Source organism: Clostridium sp., assembly GCF_021443865.1.
GTDB lineage: Bacteria > Bacillota > Clostridia > Clostridiales > Clostridiaceae > Clostridium.
In genome coordinates this window covers 10829-14725 of sequence record NZ_JABUTB010000071.1, presented here as the reverse complement: position 1 = coordinate 14725, position 3897 = coordinate 10829, and the positions used below count along the sequence as shown (strand labels likewise).

General features: G+C 29.8%; 5 protein-coding genes. 2 read left to right on the top strand and 3 right to left on the bottom strand.

Going from position 1 to position 3897, the window contains the following annotated elements; translation table 11 throughout:
- Positions 1–581 (top strand): DUF4230 domain-containing protein (locus HUJ77_RS11945; protein ID WP_366033361.1); only part of this gene is annotated, 581 nt, incomplete at its 5' end.
- 56 nt (positions 582–637) lie between these two features.
- Here the strand turns inward: HUJ77_RS11945 and HUJ77_RS11940 are convergent.
- Entirely contained in the window at positions 638–967 is a 330-nt protein-coding gene (locus HUJ77_RS11940) for a DUF5661 family protein (RefSeq protein ID WP_291708921.1), read from the bottom strand.
- Between the two features lie 263 nt (positions 968–1230).
- Complete coding sequence (locus HUJ77_RS11935; RefSeq protein ID WP_291708920.1) at positions 1231–1626, bottom strand: VOC family protein; 396 nt, start codon at positions 1624–1626, stop codon at positions 1231–1233.
- A gap of 213 nt (positions 1627–1839) precedes the next feature.
- On the opposite strand from HUJ77_RS11935, the gene HUJ77_RS11930 reads away from it, so the two are divergent.
- Positions 1840–2475 carry a nitroreductase family protein gene (locus HUJ77_RS11930; RefSeq protein WP_291708918.1) on the top strand — a complete coding sequence of 212 codons (636 nt, stop codon included), beginning with the start codon at positions 1840–1842 and terminating at the stop codon, positions 2473–2475.
- 100 nt (positions 2476–2575) lie between these two features.
- Here HUJ77_RS11930 and HUJ77_RS11925 read toward each other — a convergent pair whose 3' ends face one another.
- Positions 2576–3799, bottom strand: a complete 1224-nt coding sequence (locus tag HUJ77_RS11925) for a sodium/glutamate symporter (protein ID WP_291708915.1) — start codon at positions 3797–3799, stop codon at positions 2576–2578.
- Between the last annotated feature and the right edge of the window lie 98 nt (positions 3800–3897).

The following is a 3897-nucleotide window of genomic DNA, read 5'->3' as shown; positions in this document are numbered from 1 at the left end:
CATTATTTTTATCTTTAGTATCTATTTTTAAAGGCTCTTTTTTATTATGTATTGCTGCCGTAGGAATTGGACTAAAAACTTATATTTCATATGATAGTAAAACTCAAAAAATTGGATTTGAAGATATGGGGGAACTTGCTACACAAACTGCCTACTGTACAGAAATAAGTGTTACAGATGAGTCAAGAGAATTATTTGGAATAACAATACCATTTACACAAAGTAAAATGATATATAGCTATGATATAGTTATAAAAGCAGGCTTCAATTTTGAAGAAATAGAATGGGAAGAAAATGAGACTAGTATTGAAGTAAAACTACCAGAGGCTAAAATACTAAGCAGTGAAATAAACTTAGATTCATTTAAAGTGTATCATGAAAATGAGAGCATCTTCACTAAGATTACTATGAAAGAAAATAATGAAAATATGAAGGGGCTAAAGCAAAATGCAGAAAAAAATGCTATTGCAAATGGGCTACTAGAAAATGCTCGTACTAATGTAGAAACAATATTAACAGGATTTTTTGGCAAAGGCTATGATTTAGATAATTATGAAATAATTTTTAAGGATAAGAAATAATTAACCCAGCAGAAGTAATTTTACCTAGCTGCTGGGTTAATTATATTACTAGAAGGCTATTTATTAGTAAAAGCTTTATTCCAATAAGCTTTAGCATCAGATTCAAGTTTACGTAACCTAACATAATAATCAGGAATTTCATTTAAGTGAGCTAAAGCTATTTTTCCAGTAATAATAGGATTGTCATTAGTTACGTTTGTAAGTAATGATCTTGTACCATGTTCAAGTTCTACATTTAGTCCTGCGGTAAAGTCATTTAAAGTAAATTTTTCCTTTGAAAAATCTATTCCTAATTCTTTGGCTATTTTGGATGCCTCAGCTTTAGTGAAAGAAGTTCGCTTTTCTACTTTATCAGACCTATTAGAAAATAAATTAATAAGTTTCATAATTAATCCTCGAATATATTCATATAGAACTAGTATATGAAGTAAGAATATATTTGTTAAAGTAATAAGAAGTATGGCACCCAAGTGTAGAGGAATCCTTGTAGGAGATCAGCAATTTTATTGGGATTTAGGCTTTCAAGTTGAGACTATTAGTGAAGTTTGGGAATGGAGTAAAGAATTTTTAATTTAGGAGCTGTTGCAACAGCTCCATACAATATAAACTTTACTTATTAATAATTTACTAATGTGTTCTATTAATTTTCCTATTGATTCATATAAAAGGCTTCCCAAATATGACCGTCAAGATCTAGGAAACTAGCTTGGTACATAAAGCCATAATCTTTTGGTTCTTGTGAACGCCTACCACCAGCTTCAAGAGCTTTTTCTACAAACATATCAACTTCATCTCTACTGGATAAAGCAAAGGAAAGTAAAAACTCTACTTGTTTGTTTGCATCTATAATTTCTTTATTAGTAAAGTTCTTAAAGTGTGATTCAGTAATAAGCATTGCAAAGGTATTATCATTTATTATCATTGATGCTGCATTTTCATCAGTAAATTGCATATTAAAAGTAAAGCCAAGTTTATCAAAGAAGTCCATTGATTTTTTTAAGTCTTTAACAGGTAGGTTAATAAATGTCATAGATAGTTTAAACATATTTAATCACTCCTATTATATATATTTTACCAAATGGTAAATTATATAAATAATACTCTTAAACTATTTATATGTAAAGTCATATTTAATAGAAGTTTTGTGAAATAATATATACTAAGTATTATTATATTAATATTAATAATGTGAATATAGATTGAATAATTAATAATCCTAATGTAAAATGGTGGAAAGAAAGCTAGAAGGAGTGTTGTTATGGATAAATTGGATTTTATATACAAGAGAAAAAGTATCAGAGATTATAAAGAGGGAGAAGTTCCAAAGGAAGATATTTTAAAATTATTACATGCAGCTACATATGCACCTTCACCAAAACATCAGCAAAACTGGCATTTTGTAGTTGTTCAAAATAAAGAGATAATAAATAAAATGGCTGAAGCTGTTACTGAAAGCCATACCAATATAGCTTCTCTTGCTAGAAGTGAAGAAGAGAAGAAAAGATTTATGAAGGTTCTTCCATATTATTTAAATTTCCAAAGATCATCATGTGCAATAATAGTGTATGGAAAACAATATGATATGATTGAAGAAAAAATATTAAGAGCTAATAATGTAGATGAAGCAGTTATTGAAATGCTTAGATCACCACAATCAGATGCACAAGGCATAGGAGCAGCTGTAGAAAACTTTTTATTAGGTGCTGCGGCTATGGGATATGGAGCTTGTTATATGACAGGACCTGCTCATGCTAAGGAAAGAATTGAAAAAATAATAGGTTTTGAAAAGCCAGAGTATTCATTAATGGCCATTATTTCCTTGGGAATACCAGCGGATAATACACCAGAACAAGCACCACGTAAACCTTTAGAAGAAGTGGTTACATTTATATAAAATATTAATTACATAAATAAAAGCCCTGAAATTCTTAATATTGCAGGGCTTTTTATTTTAATTTAAAAATTAAATCACTTATGTAATTTTAAATATAGCCTTAAGAAAGGAATCCTATAAAGCCATATATAATACCAATATTTATAAAGTCTATAAATAGTGATCCTACTATAGGAACAACAAAGAATGCAGTTTTAGAATATAAGTACTCATCAGAAACTGAATTCATATTTGCCATTGCATTTGATGTAGAACCCATTGCAAATCCAGTTAATCCTGCTACCATTACAGCTGAGTCATAATTTTTACCCATTAATGGATAGGATACAAACATTCCATAAAGGTACATCATTAAACATTGAGCTAAAAGTAATATTAGCATTGGAAGAGCTAAGTCTACTAAGTGCCATAGTTTTAATGTTATAAGCGCCATGCCTAGGAATAGACTTAATGATACTTCTCCTACCACTTCAATTTCTTCTAAAGGAATCTTAAATTTAGTTGAATTGTCTGAGATATTTCTCATAATAGCTGCTACAACCATAGATCCTATATATGGAGGAAAGTTTGCTCCACCTAAAAATCCGCCAACAAATTTGTTTAAAGCATCAGTTAAATAAGTTCCAAGGGCCATAGCTATTAATATTTGGAAGAAAGCCATACTGATTTTATTAGTATCAAGTGTAGTCTTCTTAGTTTCTATAATAGATAAGTCGATGTTATTATCATCAGATTCGTCAGATGTTTTTTTATTTACAAGCTTGTCTTTAACAATTAAGCGAATAGCCATAGGACTACCAAGTAATGATCCTGCAATAACTCCAAATGTGGATGCTGTTAAGGCTACTGTTAGAGCCTCTGGATGTCCCAAAGCCTCAATACTAGGAGCTACAGCGGCTGATGTACCATGACCTCCTGTTAAAGAAGGTGAGGCTGTAAGTAGTGCTAAAAGAGGATTTATCCCTATAAATTCCGATAAACCAACAGCTAATACATTTTGAAGTACAGCTAACACCACTGATATAAGTAAAAATACAAATATTTTTTTACCTCCAACTTTAAGCATTTTAAGACTTGCATTAAAGCCAACAGTACAAAAAAACATAGTTTGAAAAAATGTTTGAAGAGTTGTATCAAAGTTAAATATAACGATATCATTTTGTCTAAGAATCATATGTAATATTGAGAATAGAAGTCCACCAATTACTGGTGAAGGTATAGCATACCTTGAGAATAAAGAAAATTTTCCTTTAACTGCTTTTCCAATAAGAAGGGAAACAACAGCTAATCCAATAGTTTGAATCATGTTTAATTCAATTGTCATTTAAACGCCCCCCAAAAAATTCATAGACTTTTTGAAATTATCAGGTAAGGAAAATTTAAAGATTTTGAAAATGTCTCTATATTAAATATAAATGATAA

Bases quoted from the DNA above. Each gene is read 5' to 3' on its own strand.
- HUJ77_RS11930 (WP_291708918.1), top strand. From the start codon at position 1,840: ATGGATAAATTGGATTTTATATACAAGAGAAAAAGTATCAGAGATTAT.
- HUJ77_RS11940 (WP_291708921.1), bottom strand. From the start codon at position 967: ATGAAACTTATTAATTTATTTTCTAATAGGTCTGATAAAGTAGAAAAG.
- HUJ77_RS11925 (WP_291708915.1), bottom strand. From the start codon at position 3,799: ATGACAATTGAATTAAACATGATTCAAACTATTGGATTAGCTGTTGTT.
- HUJ77_RS11935 (WP_291708920.1), bottom strand. From the start codon at position 1,626: ATGTTTAAACTATCTATGACATTTATTAACCTACCTGTTAAAGACTTA.